Source organism: Variovorax paradoxus, assembly GCF_029919115.1.
GTDB lineage: Bacteria > Pseudomonadota > Gammaproteobacteria > Burkholderiales > Burkholderiaceae_C > Variovorax > Variovorax paradoxus_O.
In genome coordinates, this window is the sequence record NZ_CP123990.1 from 1,716,613 (window position 1) to 1,736,242 (window position 19,630).

The window sequence follows — 19,630 nt, forward strand, 5'->3', positions numbered from 1 at the left end:
CGCACCCGGGGGCTTCAGGCGGCGCGGCGTGCGCTGCGTTTCTTGGCCGGGGCACGCGCCGCGGGCAATGAACCCAGCTGATGCTGGATCTGCGCCTGTCCATGCACGCGCAGGTACTCCTCGAAAGCCAGTGCCACTTGCGGCAGTTGCCGCGACGCAAGGTGCATCACGTACCAGTCGCGCACCACCGGGTTGCCGGGCACGGGCAGCACGCCCAGCAGCCCTGCGTTCATTTCGAGCACGCAGGTGTGCATCGACAGAAAGGCGATGCCGAAGCCCGCGGCGCACATCTGCTTGATGGCCTCGTTGCTCGACAGCTCGGAGCCGATGCGCAGCGGCAGCCCCTGGTCCTTGAAGAAGCGTTCGACCGTGGTGCGCGTGCCCGAGCCGCGCTCGCGCACCAGCATGCGCGTGTCTGACAGCATGGCAAGCGTGGGCTTGGCCGCCGACATGAGCGGATGGCTCGGCGCAGCGAGAAAAGCCATCGGGTGCTTGGCGAAGGCGCTGGAATTTGTCTTCAGCTCGGCAGGGGGGCGGCCCATGATGGCGATGTCGATCTCCTGCCCCGCGAGCATGCGCACGATCTCGTCGCGGTTGCCGACCTGTAGCTTGACCTTCACCTTCGGGTGTTCCTTGGCGAAGTTCACCAGGATGGGCGGCAGCAGGTATTCGGCCGTGGTGATGGCGCCCACGCGCAGCGTGCCCGAGAACACCCCCTGCAGCATGGCCATTTCGTCGCCGGCCTCGCGCCACAGGTCGAGGATGCGGCCCGCATAACCCGCCAGCAGTTCGCCCGCCTCGGTCAGCCGGATGCCGCGCCCTGTGCGCTGCAACAGCGGCGTGCCGGCCGATTCCTCGAGCGTGCCGATCTGGATCGACACCGCCGGTTGCGTCAGGTGCATTTCGTCTGCAGCAAGCGAAACGCTGCCGAGCCGCGCCACGGCGTGAAAGGTGGCGAGCTGGCGAAAGCTCGCGTGCTTGGAAAGGGGCATTCGGTGATATTAGGTTTGTCAAATGTGAATGTCAAAAGATTTAATTTTTCTTAATCTTTCACGAGGCCTACATTCACTTCACCAGACAGCACCAACCCTTCTTTTCGAGAGGCACTCCATGGGCAACATGAACGAAGCAATCCAGATCACCGACGCCAAGAAGCGCTATTCGGCCGGTGTGCTGAAGTACGCGCAAATGGGCTACTGGGACGGCGACTACGTGCCCAAGGACACCGACATCCTCGCGCTCTTCCGCATCACTCCGCAAGACGGCGTGGACGCCATCGAAGCCGCCGCGGCCGTGGCCGGCGAATCGTCCACAGCGACCTGGACGGTGGTGTGGACCGACCGGCTCACCGCCTGCGACATGTACCGCGCCAAGGCCTACAAGGTGGAGCCGGTGCCCAACAACCCGGGCCAGTATTTCTGCTACGTGGCCTACGACCTCTCGCTGTTCGAAGAGGGCTCCATCACCAACGTGACGGCCTCCATCATCGGCAACGTCTTCAGCTTCAAGCCGCTGAAGGCGGCGCGGCTGGAGGACATGAAGTTTCCGGTGGCCTACGTCAAGACCTTTGCCGGCCCGCCGACCGGCATCGTGGTGGAGCGCGAGCGGCTCGACAAGTTCGGCCGGCCCCTGCTGGGAGCCACCACCAAGCCCAAGCTCGGCCTCTCGGGCCGCAACTACGGCCGCGTGGTGTATGAGGGCCTGCGCGGTGGGCTCGATTTCATGAAGGACGACGAGAACATCAACTCGCAGCCGTTCATGCACTGGCGCGACCGCTTTCTCTTTGTGATGGACGCGGTGAACAAGGCCAGCGCCGCCACCGGCGAGGTGAAGGGCAGCTACCTGAACGTCACCGCCGGCACCATGGAAGAGATGTACCGCCGCGCCCAGTTTGCCAAGGAGCTCGGCTCGGTGATCGTGATGATCGACCTGGTGGTCGGCTACACCGCCATCCAGTCGATGAGCCACTGGTGCAGGCAGAACGACATGATCCTGCACCTGCACCGCGCGGGCCACGGCACCTACACGCGCCAGAAGAACCACGGCGTGAGCTTTCGCGTGATTGCCAAGTGGATGCGCCTGGCGGGCGTGGACCACATCCACGCAGGCACGGCAGTGGGCAAGCTCGAGGGCGACCCGATGACGGTGCAGGGCTACTACAACGTGTGCCGCGACACGCACACCAAGGTCGACTTGCCGCGCGGCATCTACTTCGACCAGGACTGGGGCGCGCTGCGCAAGGTGATGCCGGTGGCTTCGGGCGGCATTCACGCGGGCCAGATGCACCAGCTGCTCGACCTGTTCGGCGACGACGTGGTGCTGCAGTTCGGCGGCGGAACCATCGGGCATCCGCAGGGCATCCAGGCCGGGGCCACGGCCAATCGGGTGGCGCTCGAGGCCATGGTGCTGGCCCGCAACGAAGGGCGAGACATTGCCAACGAGGGGCCGCAGATATTGCGCGATGCGGCCAAGTGGTGCACGCCGCTGGCGGCCGCGCTCGACACCTGGGGCGAGATCTCCTTCAACTACGCCTCCACCGACACGTCGGACTACGTGCCCACGCCGTCGATGGCTTGACGCCGCCCGTTCACCTTTTTCCTGGAGCAACCGACATGCGAATCACACAAGGCACCTTCTCCTTCCTGCCCGACCTGAGCAACGAGCAGATCAGCCGCCAGGTCGAGTACTGCCTGGACAAAGGCTGGGCCATCGGCCTCGAATACACCGACGACCCGCATCCGCGCAACACCTTTTGGGAAATGTTCGGCAACCCGATGTTCGACATCAAGGATGCGGCCGGCGTCATGCTCGAGCTTGCGTCCTGCCGCAAGACTTTTCCGCAGCAGTACATCCGCGTGACGGCGTTCGACTCGACGCACGGCACCGAGTCGGTCGTGATGTCGTTCATTGTCAACCGGCCTTCGAACGAACCGGGCTTTCGCCTTATTCGCACCGAAGAGCCGGGCCGGACCATCCGCTACAGCATGGAAAGCTACGCGGCGCAGGCGCGGCCTGAAGGCAGCCGGTACTGAGCGGACCACGCCACGCATCGCAAGAGGCACGCATGGACGCCACCGAAACGACCGTCGCCGCAGCCGTTCCTACGGCGCCGAAACAGCTCTTCGAGTCTTCGGGCGTGAAGGCGCTGCTCGACCATCTCGATGCCGAGCTGATCGGCCTGGCGCCGGTGAAGGGCCGCATCCGCGACATTGCGGCGCTGCTGTTGATCGACAAGCTGCGGCAGGAGCAGGGGCTGCAGTCGCAGCCGCCTTCGCTGCATATGTCCTTTACCGGCAACCCGGGCACCGGCAAGACCACGGTGGCCATGCGCATGGCCGAGGTGCTCAAGCAGCTGGGCTACGTGCGCAAGGGCCACCTGGTGGCGGTGACGCGCGACGACCTGGTGGGCCAGTTCATCGGCCACACGGCGCCCAAGACCAAGGAAGTGATCAAGAAGGCGATGGGCGGGGTGCTGTTCATCGACGAGGCCTACTACCTGTACCGGCCCGAGAACGAGCGCGACTACGGGCAGGAGTCGATCGAGATACTGCTGCAGGTGATGGAGAACCAGCGCGACGACCTGGTGGTGATTCTTGCGGGCTACAAGGACCGCATGGAGACCTTCTTCAGCAGCAACCCGGGCATGGCTTCGCGCATTGCGCACCACATCGATTTTCCGGACTACAGCGAAGCCGAGCTCATGCAGATTGCGCAGCTCATGCTGGGGCGGCTGAACTACAGCTTCGACGATGGCGCGGCCTCCACCTTTGGGCGGTATGTGAGCCTCCGGCGCAGGCAGCCGCACTTTGCCAATGCGCGATCGATCCGCAATGCACTCGACCGAATCCGGCTGCGCCACGCCACGCGGCTCTTCGGCAGCGAGAACGCCTTGACGCGCGAGCAGCTTTGCACGCTCGAGGCGCAGGACATCCTCGCCAGCCGCGTCTTCAACCCGCCGGCAGATTCAACGCCGGCAGAAGGAGCAAGCAAATGAGCATCGAAGCCCTTGTATTCGACGTGGACGGCACCCTGGCCGACACCGAGGAAGTGCATCGCATGGCCTTCAACCTTGCGTTCGACCAGCTGGGGCTCGGCTGGCACTGGGAGCAGGCTGACTACCGCTCGCTGCTGGCCGTGACTGGCGGCAAGGAACGCATGAAGGCCTACATCGATTCGCTGCCGCTGGGCACAGCCGAGAAAAAGCGCCTGCACGAACGCGTGCCCGAGATCCACGCCGCCAAGACGCAGCACTACACCGACATTGCGCGCCGCGGTGGCATTGCACTGCGCCCCGGGGTGCTGCGCTTTCTCGAAGAGGCGCAGAGCGCCGGCTTGCGGCTGGCCATCGCCAGCACCACCACCGCAGTCAATATCGACGCGCTGCTGCAGGCCACGCTGGGACCGCGCGGCCTCACGATGTTCGACGTGATTGCGTGCGGCGACCAGGTGCGCGCAAAGAAGCCGGCCTCCGACATCTACCTGCTGGCGCTCGAAACGCTGGGCGTGCCGCCCGAGCGCGCCATCGCCATCGAAGATTCGCCCAACGGCTTGCGCTCCGCGCTGGGTGCCGGCCTGTGGACTCTTGTCACGCCGACCTTCTGGACCGAAGGCAGCGACTTTCGCGGCGCGGGGCTGGTGCTGCCCGGGCTGGGAGACACCACCGATCCGCTGCCCGGTGAACCTGGCGGCCAGCTCCAGCGTGCGCCATGGCTCGGAATCGACGAACTGCTGGCCATGGCCTCCACGGCGCCGCAGCTCAATGCGGTGCAGGCGCTCTACCGGGAGGACTGTTGACATGCAGAACCCGAAAACCGCTCCGCCGCGATCCGGCCAGCCGATGCGCATTGCGCCCAGCCTGCTGTCCGCCAAATTCGCACGGCTGGGCGAAGAGGTGTCGGCGGTCATCGAGGCCGGCGCCGACCTGATCCATTTCGATGTCATGGACAACCACTATGTACCGAATCTGACAATCGGGCCGCTGGTGTGCGAGGCCATCAAGCCCTACGCGACGGTGCCGATCGACGTGCACCTGATGGTCAAGCCGGTCGATGCGCTGATCCCCATGTTCGCGGAGGCGGGCGCCTCGATCATCTCTTTTCACCCCGAAGCCACCGAGCACATCGACCGCACGATCCGCCTCATCACGGCCAGCGGCTGCAAGGCCGGGCTGGTGCTCAACCCCGCCACGCCGCTGCAGGGGCTCGACCATGTGCTGGACCAGCTCGACCTGGTGCTGCTGATGTCGGTCAACCCCGGTTTCGGCGGGCAGAGTTTCATCGAGAGCGTGCTGCCGAAGATCGAGGCGGTGCGCCGACGCATCGATGCGAGCGGGCGCGACATCTGGCTTGAGGTGGACGGCGGCGTGAAGCCCGGCAACGCGGCGCGCATTGGCGCAGCGGGTGCCGACACGCTGGTGGCGGGCTCGGCTGTCTTCAGCGGCGGCCGCTACCGCGATGCCATCGACGCAATCCGCAGCCAGGCGCTGCAGGGACGGCATGCCATGGAAGGGTGTCCCGCATGACGAAAGACCTGCGCGCCATCGACGCCATTGCCTTCGACCTGGACGGCACGCTGGTCGACAGTGCGCCCGACATTCGCGAGGCGCTGAACGCCGCGCTCCAGCAGGAAGGGCTGGCCCGCTTCGACCTGGACACCGTGCGCGCGTGGATCGGCGACGGGCCCGATGCGCTCATTCTGCAGGCGCTGCGCCGGCAAGGCGTGCCGGGCGACGAGGCACTGCGCTTGCGGCTGCGCGCCGCGTTCGATGCCGTGACGCTGGCGGCGCCATTGCAGTTCGGCGGCGTGTTCGAAGGCATTGCGGAACTGGTTGCCGGGCTGCGCCGCGCGCTGCCGATGGTGGTGGTGACCAACAAGCCGACGCCGCTGGCACGCGCCGTGCTGGATGCAGCGGGTCTGCTGCCGGCGATGGCGGGGGTCTACGGCGCCGACGCCGCGGCGCAGCGCAAGCCCGCGCCTTTCCTGTTGCAGGCCGCGGCGCGCCAGTTGGGTGTGGAACCCGCGCGGCTGCTGATGGTGGGCGACGGTCCGGCCGACCTGCTGGCGGCGCATGCGGCGGGTTGTCCGGCGGCGCTGGTGGCGTGGGGCTATGGCGGCCACGCGGCGGCGGCCGGCGCAGCGCCAGCCTGGCGCGTTGCCACGCCGCAGCAGCTGCTGTTGACGGTGCGCGAGTCGCGCCCCGTGCGCCGCGATGAAGAAACGACGACGACGGCAACGACCAGAGTTTGAAAATCCAACAGGAGACGATCATGCCCATTGCAGGCAAGGCCACGCTGACCCAGTACATCATCGAGGAGCGCCGCCGCCACCCCGGTGCCACGGGCGCGCTCAACGCGCTCATCACCGACGTCTCGCTGGCTTGCAAGGCAATCTCGCGCAAGGTGGCGCTCGGCGCGCTGGGCGATGTGCTGGGCAGCGCCCGCACGCAGAACGTGCAGGGCGAGGAACAGAAGACGCTCGACGTGCTGAGCAACGACATGTTCCTGCGCGCCAACGAATGGGGCGGCCACGTGGCGGGCATGGTCTCGGAAGAGATGGAAGAGCCCTACCTTCCGCCGCAGCAGTACCCGCGCGGCAAGTACCTGCTGCTGTTCGATCCGCTCGATGGCTCGTCGAACATCGATGTGAACGTGGCGGTGGGCAGCATCTTCTCGATACTGCGCGCGCCGACGCTCGATGCCGATGCAAAGCCCGAAGACTTTTTGCAGCCGGGCACGGAGCAGGTGGGCGCCGGTTATGCGATCTACGGCCCTTCGACCATGCTGGTGCTCACGCTGGGCAACGGCACGCATGCGTTCACGCTCGACCCGCAGCTGGGCGAATGGGTGCTGAGCCATCCGAACCTGAGCATTCCGCGGCAGACCAGCGAATTTGCAATCAACGCGTCGAACAGCCGCTTCTGGGAGCCGGCGGTGAAGCGCTACGTGGATGAGTGCCTGGCCGGCAGAGAGGGGCCGCGCGGCATCGACTTCAACATGCGGTGGATTGCCTCGCTGGTGGCCGAGACGCATCGCATCCTGATGCGCGGCGGCGTCTTCATGTACCCGCGCGACAGCAAGGAATCGGGCCGCGACGGGCGCCTGCGGCTGCTGTACGAGGCCAACCCGATTTCATTCTTGATCGAGCAGGCCGGCGGCATGGCCAGCACCGGACGGCGGCGGCTGATGGCGGTGGAGCCGGAGTCGATTCACCAGCGCATCGGTTTCGTCTTCGGCTCGTCGGAAGAGGTGGCGCGCGTGGAGGCCTACCACAGCGAAGACCCGCAGGACACCTACCAGGCGCCGCTCTTCGGCAAGCGCGGACTCTTTGCGACCGCTGCCTGAGCAGTTGCAGAGCGGTTGCGGCACACAGCTTTTTTATCTCCCCAAGGCCACCATGTCAGCCAAACATCCCATCGTTGCCATTACCGGCTCGTCCGGCGCGGGCACCACGTCCGTCACGCGAACCTTCGAAAACATCTTTCGGCGCGAGAGCGTCAAGGCGGCCATTGTGGAAGGCGACAGCTTTCACCGCTACGACCGCAATTCAATGAAGGTGGCCATGGCCGAAGCCGAGGCCGCGGGCAATCGCAACTTCAGCCACTTCGGCGAAGACGCGAACCTGTTCGCGGAACTGGAGGCGCTGTTTCGCGACTACGGCGAATGCGGCGCCGGCCGCAGCCGCAAGTACCTGCACGACGCGCAGGAAGCCGCGCCCTACAAGCAGGAGCCCGGCACCTTCACCGAATGGGAAACGCTGCCCGCCAGCGAGCTGCTGTTCTACGAAGGGCTGCACGGCGGCGTGACGACGGAGAAGGTCGACATTGCGCGCCATGTGGACCTGCTGATCGGCGTGGTGCCGGTGATCAACCTCGAGTGGATCCAGAAGCTCCACCGCGACAAGAATACGCGCGGCTATTCGACCGAGGCCGTGACCGATGTGATTCTCAGGCGCATGAACGAATATGTGCACTACATCTGCCCGCAGTTCACGCGCACGCACATCAACTTTCAGCGCGTGCCGGTAGTCGACACCTCCGACCCGTTCATTGCGCGAACTATTCCAAGCCCGGACGAAAGCCTGGTGGTGATCCGCTTCGCCAACCCGATCGGCTTCGACTTTCCATACTTGCTGAGCATGCTGCACGACTCGTTCATGTCGCGCGCCAACACGCTGGTGGTGCCGGGCGGAAAGATGGAGCTGGCCATGCAGCTGATCTTCACGCCGATGATCCTGCGCCTGATGGAGCGCCGCAAGAAGGCCTATGCGATCTGACGCGCCGCGCCCTGCCTGCACACCGCACAAAACTCTCACCAGGATATTCGGCATGACGATTGAAGACCTTGCCTTGCGCACGCAGTGCGCCAACGCCATTCGCGCGCTGGCCATGGACGCCGTGCAAGCCGCCAATTCGGGCCACCCCGGCATGCCGATGGGCATGGCCGACATCGCGGAGGCGCTGTGGCGCCACCGGCTGCGGCACGACCCGGCCAACCCGCGCTGGATGAACCGCGACCGCTTCGTGGTTTCCAACGGCCACGGCTCGATGCTGCTGTATGCGCTGCTGCACCTGAGCGGCTATGCGCTGCCGATGGAGGAGCTTCGGCGCTTTCGGCAGTTGCATTCGCGCACGCCGGGGCACCCGGAGTTTGGGCTTACGCCCGGCGTTGAAACCACCACTGGGCCGCTGGGGCAGGGCATCAGCAACGCAGTGGGCATGGCCCTGGCCGAGAAGCTGCTGGCCGAAGAATTCAACCGGCCCGGCCATGAGGTGATCGACCACCGCACCTATGTGTTCCTGGGTGACGGATGCCTGATGGAAGGCATCAGCCACGAGGCATGCTCGCTCGCGGGCACATGGCGGCTCCACAAGCTGGTGGCTTTCTATGACGACAACGGCATCTCGATCGATGGCGAAGTCGGCGGCTGGTTCAGCGACGACACGCCGGGCCGCTTCGAGGCCTACGGCTGGACGGTGCTGCGCAATGTCGACGGCCACGATGCCGCCGCGCTCGACGCGGCCATTGCGGCGGCCACCGCGGCGGACCGGCCGGTGCTGGTGTGCTGCAAGACGCGCATCGGCCACGGCTCGCCGAACCGCGCCGGCACGGCCAAGGCGCATGGCGAAGCATTGGGCGATGCAGAAATAGCGCTGACGCGGGAAGCGCTCGGCTGGAGCGCCGCGCCCTTCGAGGTACCGCATGCGGTTGCCCAGGCCTGGTCGGCGCGCGAGAAGGGCGCCGCATTGCACCAAGCGTGGCAAGAGCGCTTTGCGGCCTATGCGCACGAGCACCCGGTGCTCGCGCGCGAGCTGCTGCGGCGCCACCGCACCGATGCGCCGCTCACCGCGCAGGTCGAAGACGCATTGGCTTCGGCCGCGGCCGGTGCGGAACAGCGCAAGGCATCGGTCGCCACGCGCAAGGCCTCGCAGCAGGTGCTCGACGAGGTCGGCCCCGCCATGCCGGAGCTCATCGGCGGCTCGGCCGACCTGACCGGATCGAACCTCACGGACTGGAAAGGCCACCGAGCGCTCAAGGGCTCAGGCACAGGCAACCATGTGCACTACGGCGTGCGCGAGTTCGGCATGGCGGCCATCATGAACGGGCTCGCGCTGCACGGCGGCTTTCGTCCGTTCGGCGGCACCTTCTTGACCTTTTCCGACTACGCGCGCAATGGCGTGCGCATGTCGGCGCTGATGAAGCTGCCGGTCATCTATGTTTTCACGCACGACTCCATCGGCCTTGGCGAAGACGGGCCGACGCACCAGCCGGTGGAGCATGCATCGAGCCTGCGGCTGATTCCCGATGTCGATGTCTGGCGGCCTGCGGATGCCACCGAAACCGCGGTGGCCTGGCGCGAGTCGCTGCGCCGCATGGACGGGCCGAGCTGCCTGCTTCTCACCCGCCAGGCGCTGCCGCATGCGGGTGAAGACAGCGCACGGATCGAATCGATTGCGCGCGGCGCCTACGTGCTGCGGCGCCCGCAATCGGAATGCGTGGCCTTGCTGGCAAGCGGCTCCGAGGTCGGCGTGGCGCTGGCCGCCGCGGCATTGCTGGCAAAGGAGGGTGTTGAAGCCCGCGTGATCTCAGTGCCGTGCATGGACGTGTTCGAGCGCCAGGACGCCGCGTGGCGCCATGCGGTCATTCCGCGCCACCTGCCGCGGCTGGCGGTGGAGGCCGGCAGCACCGGCCTGTGGTGGAAGTTCGTCGGCGAATACGGCGACGTGGTCGGGCTCGACCGCTTCGGCGAATCGGCCCCGGCCGGCGACCTGTTCAAGCTGTTCGGCCTGACCGCGGAGGTGGTGGCCGAGCGTGCGCGCCGCCTGCTGGCCGCCGAGGCCCTGCAGGACGACCGCCGCTGACCTCATCCATTTGATTCCCCACATCCACAGGAGCTTTCCATGGCCATGATTTCGCTGCGTCAGCTGCTCGACCACGCGGCCGAGCACCAGTACGGCGTGCCGGCGTTCAACGTCAACAACCTGGAGCAGATCCAGGCCATCATGCAGGCCGCAAAAAAGACCGACAGCCCGGTCATCCTGCAGGCCTCGGCCGGTGCGCGCAAATACGCGGGAGAGCCGTTCCTGCGCAAGATGGTCGAAGCGGCGGTGGAGATGTACCCGGAGATCCCGATCGTGATGCACCAGGACCACGGCGCCAGCCCCTCGATGTGCATGCAGGCCATCCGTTCGGGCTTTACCAGCGTGATGATGGATGGCTCGCTGATGGAGGACGCCAAGACCCCGGCAAGCTACGACTACAACGTAGGCGTGACACGCCGCGTGGTCGAAATGGCGCACGCGGTCGGCGTCTCGGTAGAGGGCGAGCTGGGCTGCCTGGGGTCGCTGGAGTCGGGCATGGCGGGCGAGGAAGACGGCAGCGGCGCCGAAGGCGTGCTTTCGCACGACCAGTTGCTGACCGATCCCCAGCAGGCGGCCGACTTCGTCTCGCGCACCGGGGTGGATGCATTGGCCATTGCCATCGGCACCTCGCACGGCGCCTACAAGTTCAGCCGCAAGCCGACGGGCGACATTCTTGCAATCGACCGCATCAAGGACATTCACGCGCGCATTCCGAAGACGCACCTGGTGATGCACGGCTCTTCTTCCGTGCCGCAGGAATGGCTGGCCGTGATCCGCGAATACGGCGGCGAGATCAAGGAAACCTACGGCGTGCCGGTGGAAGAAATACAGGAAGGCATTCGGCACGGCGTGCGCAAGGTCAACATCGACACCGACATCCGCCTGGCCATGACGGGCGCCATGCGCCGTGCCATGGGCAGCGACCGCAGCGAATTCGATCCGCGCAAGTTCCTGAAGGAGGCGACCGCGGCCGCGCGCGACCTGTGCATCGACCGGTTCCAGGCCTTCGGTGCCGCCGGCATGGCGGGCAGGATCAAGCCGGCGGCGCTGTAGCGTTGCCTAGCGGCAGACGAAGCTCGCGGCCGACTCGAGGCTGCCGCCCATGTAGGCCGCAATCTTGGGGTAGGGGCACAGCGGCCGGGTGCGCGCGGGCGACCAGTTGGCGGGCAGCTCGGCATTGACCACGTTGGCGCCCGCTCCGCGCCCGGTGGCAACAACGGCGGCCGGAGCCTTGCCCTGTTCGACCCATGCCACCAGCGGCGTGAGCATGTCGAACTGGTCGGTGGACGGGCCGCCGCCGCAATGGTTCATGCCGGGCACGGGAAAGAAGCGTGCAAAGCCCGACGCATCGCCGCCGTTGGCCGCACGCAGCTGCTCGTACCAGCGGGTGGTGTCGTCCGACGAGAACACCGCATCGCTGGTGCCGTGGTAGACCATGAGCTTGCTGCCGCGGTCGCGAAGCACCGAGAGGTTGGCTGGGTTGGGCGGCGTCATGAAGGAGATCGACGATTCCGTGTAGAGCGCGGTGGTGGCAAAGATGCTCGGCGCATCGGTGTCCATGCTGAAGCCGAGCGCGAAATCGATTCCCGGTGGGCGGCTCGTCCCGAGCGGCGGGCTGCTGAAGACGAAGCCGACCGCGGCCGTATCGAGGTTTTGCGAGTTCGAGAATTCCCATTGCCGCCAGTCCGCACCCTTGATGCCCGCATCGAACGGAAAGCCGCTGTAGAGCGCGGCGCCGGCGGTGTTGCGTGCGCCGGCAAAGATGTTGCCGAGCACCTCTTTCTGCGTCGTCGTGAGGCAACTGCCATTGCGCGTTGCTGCGCATGTAGGCACGTCGGCAGCAAGGTCGAAGGCCTGCTTGCACATCTGCACGTCCGCGACGATTCCGTCCGTTGCGCCGTCGAGGGCATCGCACCGTGCAAGCACCGCGTTGGCCACCGTGCTCATCTCTGCCGGGGTAAAGGCGGTCTGCAGGTCCGGCTTGCCGGCCGGCGTGTTGGCGGTGGTAACCCGTGCATATTGCTGAACGCCGTACAGCTGGGCCACCGCGGCCTTCGGCAGGTTGAAGCCGGGGTTGCCTGCCAGGATGCCGTCGTACTGGTTGGCAAAGCGCGCAGCGGCCACCATGGCGTGGCGCCCGCCGTTGGAGCAGCCTCCGAAGTAGGAACGATCGGGTGCGCGGCCATAGGCCTTGGCAATGAGGTTCTTGGCCATGGGCGTGAGCTGCGCGACCGCGTTGTAGCCGTAGTCGAGCCGCGCCTGCGGATCGAGCCCGAAGGTCGGTATCTGCGCGCCCGAATGCCCCGCATCGGAACTGATGACCGCAAAACCCATGTGCAGCGCGGTGGTGGTAGGTGCGCCGCCGCCAACACCGCCAGTGGCCCGCGCCACATTGCCGTCGAGCCCGCCGTTGGCCTGGTAGAAGAAGCGGCCGTTCCAGTTGACGGGCAGGCGCATCTCGAAGCCGATGGCGTAGGTCTTGCCGTCGACGCTGCTGGTGCGCTGGTTCATCTGGCCCTGCACAAGGCAGTGCTCCGGCGCGGGCGTGGCCACGCCGGCCACGGTGAGCGTGCCCGCGGGCACGGAAGCCACGCTGGTGTAGACGGTGCTGCCGAATGCCGCCTTGCTCGCAAGATCGGTACACGACTGCAGCGTGCCCGGGCGCGCTTCGGTTGGTGGGGAGCCGCCGGTGGAGGGCGTGGATGGAATGAACGGAAAGGCGCCTCCGCCGCCCCCACCGCCACCCCCGCCGCACGCCGCCATCAGCGACGCCGCGGCAAGGGCCGCCCACGAGGGACGGAACGAAGAGAACACGGTTTCAACCATGGCTGTCTCCTTCAGCCGGGGCGGCCCGGCGCGTTGATAAGGTTATTTCAAGTAATCAATATAGTTTTGTTTGATAACTAAAAAATAGGGCAAACCCTTGCGGCTTGCGGCATGGCAGACTTCGAGCACATCCCAAACCTTCCTGGCGGGACTGCCGCAACGAAAGAACGCCGATGCTTGAACTCCTGACGGATCCCCAGGTCTGGATTGCCTTTGCCACCCTGACTGCGCTCGAGCTTGTGCTGGGCATCGACAACATCATCTTCATCTCGATATTGGTCGACAAGTTGCCGCCCGAAAAGCGCGAGTTCGCACGGCGGGTGGGGCTGTTCATGGCCATGTTCATGCGCATTGGGCTGCTGCTGGTGCTGGCGTGGATCGTGGGGCTGGTGAACCCGATCTTCACGGTGCTCGAAAAGGGCATTTCGGGCCGCGACCTGATCCTGATCCTGGGCGGCCTGTTCCTTATATGGAAGAGCACGAGCGAGGTTCACCAATCGCTGGAGGGCGGGCACGAGCAGAAGTCGAGCGCCGTCAAGGCCACCTTTGCGGCGGTCATCCTGCAGATCATGGTCATCGACCTGGTGTTTTCGCTCGATTCGATCATCACCGCCGTGGGCATGGTGGACGACGTGCGGGTAATGATTGCCGCGGTGATCGTGTCCGTGTTCCTGATGATGCTGTTCGCAGGCCCGATCGGGCGCTTCGTGTCGAACCACCCCACCATCAAGATGCTGGCGCTGGCCTTCCTGGTGGTGGTGGGCGTGGTGCTTGTTGCCGAGGGCTTCGGCCACCACGTGCCCAAGGGCTACGTGTACTTTGCAATGGCCTTCTCGCTGGCCGTGGAAATGCTCAACATCCGGCTGCGCAAGAAGGCGGCCAAGGCGGTGGAGCTGCGTCCGCCCCACATGCCGGGCGACTGACTACTCCAGCGTGAAGCCGATCTTCACAGTGACCTGCCAGTGCGCAATCTTGCCGTCCACCACATGGCCGCGCGTTTCGGTCACGGTGAACCACTGGATATTGCGGACCGTCTGGTGTGCCTTGGCGATGGCCGTTTGCACCGCGTCTTCGATGCTGACGGGCGACGAGCCCGTGAGCTCCAGCGACTTGTAAACGTGATTCGACATGTCTGTGCTCCTTGTGAGTGGTGGGCACATCGTAGTCAGTTGAGCCGCTGTCCGCCCGCCGCATCGAAAAGATGCGCCTTTGCCGCCACGGGCCACAGCGGCAGGCGTTCGCCGGGGCGGGCATCGATGCGGTCGCGGAACGCGGCCATCACCGGGTGGCCGCCCAGGCGCAATGCCACCTGCGTTTCGGAGCCCGTCGGCTCGACCACCACCACGTCGGCCGGCAAGCCCTGGCCGGCGTCGATGGTGAAGTTCTCGGGCCGCGTGCCGTAGAGCACGCGGTCGCCATGCGTGCCGCTCGATGCGTTGGCCAGCGGCAGCCGCAGTCCGTCGTCCGTCAGTACATGCGGCGCGCCGTCGAGCTGCAACCGGCCGGGAATGAAGTTCATTGCGGGTGAGCCGATGAAGCCGGCCACGAATGCGTTGCGCGGACGGTCGTACAAGGCGAGCGGCTCGCCGACCTGTTCGACGCGTCCTTCCTTCAGCACCACGATGCGGTCGGCCATGGTCATGGCCTCGACTTGGTCGTGCGTCACGTACACCGTGGTGGTGCCCAGCCGCTGGTGCAGTGCCTTGATCTCGGTGCGCATCTGCACGCGCAGCTTGGCGTCCAGGTTCGACAGCGGCTCGTCGAACAGGAAGGCCTGCGGCTGCCGCACGATGGCCCGGCCCATGGCCACGCGCTGCCGCTGGCCGCCCGAGAGCTGGCGCGGGTGCCGCTGCAGCAGCTCGCCCAGGCCCAGAGTGTCGGCCGCCCGCTGCACGCGCCGCGCGATCTGGTCCTTGGCAACACCCTTGATCTGCAGGCCGAAGCCCAGGTTCTGCGCCACCGTCATGTGCGGGTAGAGGGCATAGTTCTGGAACACCATCGCCACGTCGCGGTCGCGCGGTGCGGTGTCGTTGATGCGCCGGTCGCCCAGAAGAATGTCGCCGGAATCGGCGGCTTCCAGCCCGGCAATCGCGCGCAGCAGCGTCGACTTGCCGCAGCCTGAAGGCCCCACCAGCGCCACGAACTCGCCGTCGCGAATATCGATGTCGATGCCGCGGATCACCTGCGTGGCGCCGAACTGCTTGAAGAGCTTGCGAATGGTGATGGAAGCCATGGTTTTTCTGTGTATTGCTGTTTGGCTGTGCCCGCATCAGTCCTTGACGCCGCCGGCCATAAGGCCGCGCACCAGGTACTTGCGCACCAGCACCGTGAAGACGATCACCGGAAACATCACCAGCGTGCCGCTCGCGGCAATCTTGGTCCACTCCCAGCCTTCGTACTGCAGGAAGTTGACGATGGCGACGGGCGCGGTGATGGCGTTGGTGCGAGTGAGGATGAGCGCGTAGAAAAAGTCGTTCCACGAGAAGATGAAGCACATCACCGCGGTGGCTGCGAGGCCCGGTGCAGTGAGCGGCAGCGCCACCCGCCAGAACGCCTGCCACACGCCGCAGCCGTCTATCCACGCCGCCTCTTCGAGCGATGCGGGTACCGCCTCGAAGAAGGTCTGCATGAGCCAGATCACGATGGCGAGGTTGAAGGTGAGGTACACGATGGCAAGGCCGATCACCGTGTCCTGCAGGCCGAGGTACTGGTAAGCCAGGAAGAACGGAATGGTGAAGGCAATGGGCGGCGCCATGCGCGTCACCAGAATCCACAGGGCGATGCGGTCGCGGCCCTTGAACTCCCAGCGTGTGAGCGCATACGCCGCGGGCACGCCGATCAGCAGCGAGAAGCCGGTGGAGAGCGTGCTCACCAGCAGGCTGTTGCCGAACGACTTGAGGAAGTTGCCCTGCAGCAGGCTTGCGAAGCCCTCCAGCGTGGGCACGAAGAGCAGGCTGTCGCCGAAGATGTCTGCCGCCGGCTTGAACGCAAGCTGCACCAGCCAGAGAAACGGCGACAGCACGAGCAGCACCAGCAGGACGACTGTGAGCGAGCGGCCGTGCACCCGCCACCAAGGCGGGCCCTGCCGTGGGGCGGAGTCGAGGCCTGCGAGGCCGGCGCCTTCTTCATGCGCGCCGGCCAGGTCGGCGGCGCCCAGGGTGCGGCTAGCGCTGTTCATGGTCGCTCCACCCCAGTTTGCCTACCAGCCAGCTCAGCACGAACACACCCACCAGCATGACGGTGGCAATGGCGCTGGCGTAGCCCCAGTACGAGAAGTTGAAAGCCTGGATGAAGCCGTAGTAGTTGGTGACCTCGGTCACGTTGCCCGGCCCTCCGTTGGTCAGCACGTAGATGAGCGGAAAAGCCTTGAAGCTGTCGATGAGCCTGAAGAGGCCGCACACCACCAGCACCGGCCGGATGTAGGGAAACACGATGTAGCGGAACAGCTGCCAGCGGTTGGCGCCTTCGAGCCGCGCGGCCTCCAGCGGGTCGTCCGGAATCATCTGCAGCGAGGCGAGCACCATCAGCATGGTGAACGGAAACCATTGCCAGGTGTCGGCCAGCGAGATGGCCCACAGCGCAGTCTCGGGGTTGGCAATGAGCGAACGCACCGGCGAGCCCAAGTGCTCCAGGGCGCGGTGAACCGGGCTCACGTCGGGCGTGTACATGATCTTCCAGATCAGCGCGACGACGATAGGCGGCAGCACCATCGGAATAAGAAAGAGCGTGCGCGCGCCCTCGAGCACGCGCGACTTTCCGTTCAAGAGCAGCGCGAGCCCGAGCCCGACCAGCAGTTGCAGCGCCACGCTGGAGGCCGACAGCTTGAACTGCACCGCGATGGAGCCGAGAAAGCGGTTGTCTTGAAGCAGCTGCCGGTAGTTGACCAGCGGATCGTCGAAGCGGAAGGTCGCGGCTGGGTCGGTCAGGCTGAGCGGCGTGAAGCTTGCCACCAGCAGCGCAGCGGCCGGCACCAGCGTGATGACCAGCAGCACCGCCAGCGAAGGCGACAACCCGAGCAGGAAGGCGCGCCGCTGTTCGGCCCGCCAGCCCGGCGCAAGAAGCACGGAGGCCATTGCTCAGCGCCTCACAGCTTTTGGCCGGCGCGTTTCAGTTCGGCGATGGAGTTGGCCTGCGCCTGCTGGAACGCCTGCTTCGCCGAAAGCTGGCCGCTTGCGATCAGCTCGATGGCCTTGTTGAGCTGCTGATCAATCTGCGGGTACACCGACACCGTGCGGTACTTCATGTGCCCGGTCTTCGATGCCAGCTCGATGGCGTCGAGCGAGAGCTTGGCCAGGTCGCTGCCGTTGATGACTTGCTTCTGGCGGAACTCGGCGGAGTCGATGTCGGAGCGCCGTGCCGGCGAACCGTAGCCCGCGGCCACCGCCTTGCGCGTGGTCTGCTTGCTGAGCGCCCACTGGATGAAGGCCCATGCGGCCTCCTTGTTCTTCGAGCCCGCCGGAATGCCGAGCCCGTGCACGGCGGTGCCCGGAAAGCGGCCTGCAGGGCCCTTTGGAACCTGCCCGAACCTGACAGTCTTCAATGTCTTGCTGGTCGCCGGGTCGCCCAATTGCGCCAGGTGCAGTTGCCCGGCGTCGGTGAAGTTGACCCGGCCCAGCTTCAGCGCCTGCGTGACCTGGTCGGGCTGGTAGGTGATGGCGCCGTCGGGCCCGAACTCGCGCAGCAGGTTGGCGTAGTACTCGCCGGCGGCTATTGCCTCGGGCGTGTCGAGCGTCGGAAACAGGTCGTCGGGCGCCTTGCGGAACACATCGCCGCCAAACGCGTGCAGGTAGGGCACGAAGGTCCAGCCGTAGTGGTTGTCGGCCACGAAGCCGGCCACGCGCTCTTTCTTGTGGACGGCGCGCAGCACCTTCACCAGGTCGTCGGTGGTGTCGGGAAAGGCGAGGCCCGCTTTCTCCAGCAGGTCGAAGCGCGACGATGCGGTGAGCAGCGCCTCGGCAGTCCAGGGAATGCCGTAGAGCTTGCCGTCCTTGCCCGTTTCGGGCGCACGCGCGCCGGGCAGGAAGTCGTTCAGGTCCCAATCGGCGCTGGTGAGGTTGGGGTTGCGGATGTAGTCGTCCAGCGGCGTAAGCCAGCCGGAGTTGATCCAGCGGCTCGAGTAGATGAAGGTGACGTTGACCACGTCGTAGGCCGAGCCGCGCGTGGAAAGCTCGAGGTCGACACGCTGGTTGTAGACCGGGAAAGAGGGTGCGTCGAAGTTCACCTTGGCACCCGTGAGCGCCTCGAACTCGGGCAGCCACTGCTGCAGCAGCTTGGGGTAGGTGGCGCTGAAGGTCGATACGTTCAGGGTGACGCCGGCAAACTTTTTAGCGCCGCCCTGCGCGGCGGCAAGGCCCGGGAGGCCGGGAAGAAGCGATGCGGCGCCGAGCGCGGCCGAGGTCTTGAGCAGGCTGCGCCGGTGCAGGCCGAAGGGGGTAGGGTGCGTCATGGTCGGTGCGGGCTGCGGCTTCAGGCGGAGGCGGAAATGACTTCGTCGATGCGCGCATCGTTCGTGGCCTCGGGCCGGCTGCGCGTGCGGCTGCGCTGGCCGTCGATGGCCACTGCGGCTTCGCCGTGCACCGTCACGCGCCGCACCAGGCGCGGCTGGTTGCCGTAGTCGTTGATTGCAAAGTGCTGCGTGGCGCGGTTGTCCCAGATTGCCACATCGTTTTGCCGCCAGCTCCAGCGCACCGTGTTCTCCAGGCGGACCACGCGGTTCTGCAGCAGCTCGAAGATGCGCGCCGATTCGGTGCTCGAAAGTCCAACCAGCTTTTTCACGAAATGCCCGAGCAGCAGAGCGCGCTCGCCAGACACGGGGTGCACATGCACCACCGGGTGCTCGGCTTCATACACCGCCGAGACGAACACATTGCGGTGGTGGCGCAGGCGCTCTTCTTCCACCTGCACGCGGTCGGCGCCGTAGTCGTAGTCGTTGCTGTGCACAGCCCAGAGCTGGTCGGCCAGCTGCTTGAGGTGAGCCGGAAGGCGCTCGTAGGCCACGGCGGTGTTGGCCCACACGGTGTCGCCGCCGTAGGCCGGGATCTTCACGCCGCGCAGGATGGAGATCTTGGGAAAGGCATCGACGAAGGTCACGTCGGTGTGCCACGAATCGGCGCGTCCGCCGCCCTTGGAGGCGTCCAGCTCGAACAGCTTGGTGCCCGTGGGCGAGGGCACCGTGGGGTGCGCCACGGTGCGGCCGAAGCGCGCACCGAAGGCTTGGTGCTCAGCGTCGTCCAGGTGGTCTTGGCCGCGGAAGAACAGCACCTTGTGCTTCACGAGCGCGGCATTGACGTGCTCGATTTCTTCCTGGGAGAGGCTGGCCGAGAGCTTCAGGTTCTGCACCTCGCCGCCGATGTGGCCCGCAACACGCCGGATGCGCAGATCGCCAAAGCTCGTGTCGATGGAAGAAGGGGGCGCGCTGTCGCTCATCGGGGACTCCTGTTCGTTCGT

General features: G+C 66.0%; 19 protein-coding genes. 11 read left to right on the plus strand and 8 right to left on the minus strand.

All coding sequences use genetic code 11. From position 1 onward, the window contains the following. Window positions 1-14: 14 nt before the first annotated feature. The gene (locus QHG62_RS08455) at window positions 15-992 is read right to left on the minus strand and encodes a LysR family transcriptional regulator (RefSeq protein WP_281150454.1); all 978 of its coding nucleotides are present in this window, start codon (window positions 990-992) and stop codon (window positions 15-17) included. 127 nt (window positions 993-1,119) lie between these two features. Here QHG62_RS08455 and QHG62_RS08460 point away from each other — a divergent pair, with 127 nt between their 5' ends. Genes QHG62_RS08460 through fba form a run of 10 tightly spaced genes read left to right on the plus strand, consistent with a single transcriptional unit; the run spans window position 1,120 to window position 11,410 of the window. Beyond that, on the plus strand, window positions 1,120-2,577 hold the full coding sequence (locus QHG62_RS08460) for a form I ribulose bisphosphate carboxylase large subunit (protein WP_337316023.1): 1,458 nt from the start codon (window positions 1,120-1,122) through the stop codon (window positions 2,575-2,577). 35 nt (window positions 2,578-2,612) lie between these two features. After that, the gene (locus QHG62_RS08465; RefSeq protein WP_281150456.1) at window positions 2,613-3,032 is read left to right on the plus strand and encodes a ribulose bisphosphate carboxylase small subunit; all 420 of its coding nucleotides are present in this window, start codon (window positions 2,613-2,615) and stop codon (window positions 3,030-3,032) included. Between the two features lie 32 nt (window positions 3,033-3,064). Next, window positions 3,065-3,994: a CbbX protein gene (cbbX, locus tag QHG62_RS08470; protein WP_281150457.1), complete on the plus strand. Its 930-nt coding sequence runs from the start codon at window positions 3,065-3,067 to the stop codon at window positions 3,992-3,994. Continuing rightward, on the plus strand, window positions 3,991-4,794 hold the full coding sequence (locus QHG62_RS08475) for an HAD-IA family hydrolase (protein WP_281150458.1): 804 nt from the start codon (window positions 3,991-3,993) through the stop codon (window positions 4,792-4,794). Before cbbX ends, QHG62_RS08475 begins: the two co-directional genes overlap by 4 nt. Before the next feature lies 1 nt (window position 4,795). Beyond that, window positions 4,796-5,521 carry a ribulose-phosphate 3-epimerase gene (gene rpe / locus QHG62_RS08480; protein WP_281150459.1) on the plus strand — a complete coding sequence of 242 codons (726 nt, stop codon included), beginning with the start codon at window positions 4,796-4,798 and terminating at the stop codon, window positions 5,519-5,521. Continuing rightward, a complete protein-coding gene (locus tag QHG62_RS08485; RefSeq protein WP_281150460.1) occupies window positions 5,518-6,246 on the plus strand; it encodes an HAD-IA family hydrolase in 729 nt (242 codons plus the stop codon). The genes rpe and QHG62_RS08485 overlap by 4 nt, the downstream gene beginning before the upstream one ends. Window positions 6,247-6,266: 20 nt before the next feature. Then, window positions 6,267-7,340 (plus strand): class 1 fructose-bisphosphatase, encoded by a 1,074-nt coding sequence (locus QHG62_RS08490; RefSeq protein WP_281150461.1) that lies wholly within the window; start codon window positions 6,267-6,269, stop codon window positions 7,338-7,340. 52 nt (window positions 7,341-7,392) lie between these two features. Next, entirely contained in the window at window positions 7,393-8,271 is an 879-nt protein-coding gene (locus QHG62_RS08495; RefSeq protein WP_281150462.1) for a phosphoribulokinase, read from the plus strand. 52 nt (window positions 8,272-8,323) lie between these two features. Further along, window positions 8,324-10,357, plus strand: a complete 2,034-nt coding sequence (tkt, locus tag QHG62_RS08500; protein ID WP_281150463.1) for a transketolase — start codon at window positions 8,324-8,326, stop codon at window positions 10,355-10,357. A gap of 39 nt (window positions 10,358-10,396) precedes the next feature. After that, entirely contained in the window at window positions 10,397-11,410 is a 1,014-nt protein-coding gene (fba, locus tag QHG62_RS08505) for a class II fructose-bisphosphate aldolase (protein WP_281150464.1), read from the plus strand. Window positions 11,411-11,416: 6 nt separating this feature from the next. On the opposite strand, the gene QHG62_RS08510 is transcribed toward fba, so the two are convergent. Further along, window positions 11,417-13,183: a tannase/feruloyl esterase family alpha/beta hydrolase gene (locus QHG62_RS08510; RefSeq protein ID WP_281150465.1), complete on the minus strand. Its 1,767-nt coding sequence runs from the start codon at window positions 13,181-13,183 to the stop codon at window positions 11,417-11,419. Window positions 13,184-13,356: 173 nt separating this feature from the next. Between QHG62_RS08510 and QHG62_RS08515 the strand changes: the two genes are divergently transcribed. Next, window positions 13,357-14,106, plus strand: a complete 750-nt coding sequence (locus QHG62_RS08515) for a TerC family protein (protein ID WP_281150466.1) — start codon at window positions 13,357-13,359, stop codon at window positions 14,104-14,106. Here QHG62_RS08515 and QHG62_RS08520 read toward each other — a convergent pair whose 3' ends face one another. From QHG62_RS08520 to QHG62_RS08545, 6 genes are read right to left on the minus strand one after another with little or no spacing between them, the layout of a single operon-like run. After that, window positions 14,107-14,313 (minus strand): dodecin, encoded by a 207-nt coding sequence (locus tag QHG62_RS08520; RefSeq protein WP_281150467.1) that lies wholly within the window; start codon window positions 14,311-14,313, stop codon window positions 14,107-14,109. It lies immediately after the preceding gene. A gap of 35 nt (window positions 14,314-14,348) precedes the next feature. Continuing rightward, a complete protein-coding gene (locus QHG62_RS08525) occupies window positions 14,349-15,416 on the minus strand; it encodes an ABC transporter ATP-binding protein (RefSeq protein ID WP_281150468.1) in 1,068 nt (355 codons plus the stop codon). A gap of 36 nt (window positions 15,417-15,452) precedes the next feature. Further along, window positions 15,453-16,361, minus strand: coding sequence for a carbohydrate ABC transporter permease (locus tag QHG62_RS08530; protein WP_281150469.1), 909 nt, complete (start codon window positions 16,359-16,361; stop codon window positions 15,453-15,455). Further along, window positions 16,348-17,256, minus strand: coding sequence for a carbohydrate ABC transporter permease (locus QHG62_RS08535; protein WP_281150470.1), 909 nt, complete (start codon window positions 17,254-17,256; stop codon window positions 16,348-16,350). Before QHG62_RS08535 ends, QHG62_RS08530 begins: the two co-directional genes overlap by 14 nt. Window positions 17,257-17,267: 11 nt before the next feature. After that, on the minus strand, window positions 17,268-18,629 hold the full coding sequence (locus QHG62_RS08540) for an ABC transporter substrate-binding protein (protein ID WP_281150471.1): 1,362 nt from the start codon (window positions 18,627-18,629) through the stop codon (window positions 17,268-17,270). A 20-nt stretch (window positions 18,630-18,649) separates the two neighbouring features. Next, on the minus strand, window positions 18,650-19,609 hold the full coding sequence (locus QHG62_RS08545; protein ID WP_281150472.1) for a TauD/TfdA dioxygenase family protein: 960 nt from the start codon (window positions 19,607-19,609) through the stop codon (window positions 18,650-18,652). Between the last annotated feature and the right edge of the window lie 21 nt (window positions 19,610-19,630).

Coding starts and splice junctions, on each gene's coding strand:
- QHG62_RS08510 (WP_281150465.1), bottom strand. CDS start 13,183: ATGGTTGAAACCGTGTTCTCTTCGTTCCGTCCCTCGTGGGCGGCCCTT.
- QHG62_RS08525 (WP_281150468.1), bottom strand. CDS start 15,416: ATGGCTTCCATCACCATTCGCAAGCTCTTCAAGCAGTTCGGCGCCACG.
- QHG62_RS08540 (WP_281150471.1), bottom strand. CDS start 18,629: ATGACGCACCCTACCCCCTTCGGCCTGCACCGGCGCAGCCTGCTCAAG.
- QHG62_RS08515 (WP_281150466.1), top strand. CDS start 13,357: ATGCTTGAACTCCTGACGGATCCCCAGGTCTGGATTGCCTTTGCCACC.
- QHG62_RS08490 (WP_281150461.1), top strand. CDS start 6,267: ATGCCCATTGCAGGCAAGGCCACGCTGACCCAGTACATCATCGAGGAG.
- fba (WP_281150464.1), top strand. CDS start 10,397: ATGGCCATGATTTCGCTGCGTCAGCTGCTCGACCACGCGGCCGAGCAC.
- QHG62_RS08460 (WP_337316023.1), top strand. CDS start 1,120: ATGAACGAAGCAATCCAGATCACCGACGCCAAGAAGCGCTATTCGGCC.
- QHG62_RS08530 (WP_281150469.1), bottom strand. CDS start 16,361: ATGAACAGCGCTAGCCGCACCCTGGGCGCCGCCGACCTGGCCGGCGCG.
- tkt (WP_281150463.1), top strand. CDS start 8,324: ATGACGATTGAAGACCTTGCCTTGCGCACGCAGTGCGCCAACGCCATT.
- QHG62_RS08520 (WP_281150467.1), bottom strand. CDS start 14,313: ATGTCGAATCACGTTTACAAGTCGCTGGAGCTCACGGGCTCGTCGCCC.
- QHG62_RS08545 (WP_281150472.1), bottom strand. CDS start 19,609: ATGAGCGACAGCGCGCCCCCTTCTTCCATCGACACGAGCTTTGGCGAT.
- QHG62_RS08455 (WP_281150454.1), bottom strand. CDS start 992: ATGCCCCTTTCCAAGCACGCGAGCTTTCGCCAGCTCGCCACCTTTCAC.
- cbbX (WP_281150457.1), top strand. CDS start 3,065: ATGGACGCCACCGAAACGACCGTCGCCGCAGCCGTTCCTACGGCGCCG.
- QHG62_RS08475 (WP_281150458.1), top strand. CDS start 3,991: ATGAGCATCGAAGCCCTTGTATTCGACGTGGACGGCACCCTGGCCGAC.
- QHG62_RS08495 (WP_281150462.1), top strand. CDS start 7,393: ATGTCAGCCAAACATCCCATCGTTGCCATTACCGGCTCGTCCGGCGCG.
- QHG62_RS08485 (WP_281150460.1), top strand. CDS start 5,518: ATGACGAAAGACCTGCGCGCCATCGACGCCATTGCCTTCGACCTGGAC.
- rpe (WP_281150459.1), top strand. CDS start 4,796: ATGCAGAACCCGAAAACCGCTCCGCCGCGATCCGGCCAGCCGATGCGC.
- QHG62_RS08465 (WP_281150456.1), top strand. CDS start 2,613: ATGCGAATCACACAAGGCACCTTCTCCTTCCTGCCCGACCTGAGCAAC.
- QHG62_RS08535 (WP_281150470.1), bottom strand. CDS start 17,256: ATGGCCTCCGTGCTTCTTGCGCCGGGCTGGCGGGCCGAACAGCGGCGC.